The organism is Muricauda brasiliensis (assembly GCF_003057865.1).
In the GTDB taxonomy this organism is placed as follows: domain Bacteria; phylum Bacteroidota; class Bacteroidia; order Flavobacteriales; family Flavobacteriaceae; genus Flagellimonas; species Flagellimonas chongwuensis.
Genome location: NZ_QBTW01000002.1, coordinates 1 through 727 on the forward strand (window position 1 = coordinate 1; position 727 = coordinate 727).

General features: G+C 47.3%; 1 protein-coding gene. It reads left to right on the forward strand.

Annotation, left to right across the window (positions count from 1 at the left end):
* The coding region (locus DCK90_RS01725) for a hypothetical protein (RefSeq protein ID WP_159075735.1) at positions 1-727 on the forward strand (727 nt) is incomplete at both ends.

Sequence of the window (727 nt, forward strand, 5' to 3'; positions counted from 1 at the left end):
GACAATACCACGAACGAACTGACCTTTACCCTGGAGGACGGGGGTACCGAGATTGTCGACTTCAGCACGGTACTGGCGGCGGCCGGAACAGATGATCAGGCCCTGAGCCTTAGCGGCAACACCCTGACCTTGGAGAACGGCGGAACAGTTGACCTTGGGGCCTATTTGGACAATACGGATGATCAAAACGCAGCAGAGGTAATCTATGATAATACCACTTCTGGTCTTAGTTCTGTTAATACCCAAGCTGCCATTGATGAGCTCAAAGCTGATGTAGATGCCTTTGCAGCAACCTCAGGGCAAACCAACACCGCATCAAATGTGGGTGCAGGTGGAGTTGGCGTATTTGCAAGAAAGACAGGTGCTGATTTGGAATTCAAGAATATCAATGCAGGTTCTAACAAAGTCATTATCAATAATGACGGAGCTAATGATGAGATTGATATTGATATTAACGAAGCAAACTTGACGATTACAGAGAGTCAAATTTCTGACCTTAGCCACACCGTTGATACGGATGAGCAAACACTAACCTTATCAGGGAACATACTTTCTATTGATAACGGGAATAGTGTAGACCTTACAACTTATTTGGATAATACGGACGACCAAACGATCACCGCATTCAGTCTTGACAATACCACGAACGAACTGACCTTGACCCTGGAAGATGGGGGCACGGAGACTGTCGACTTCAGCACGGTGTTGGCAGCGGCCGGAACCGATG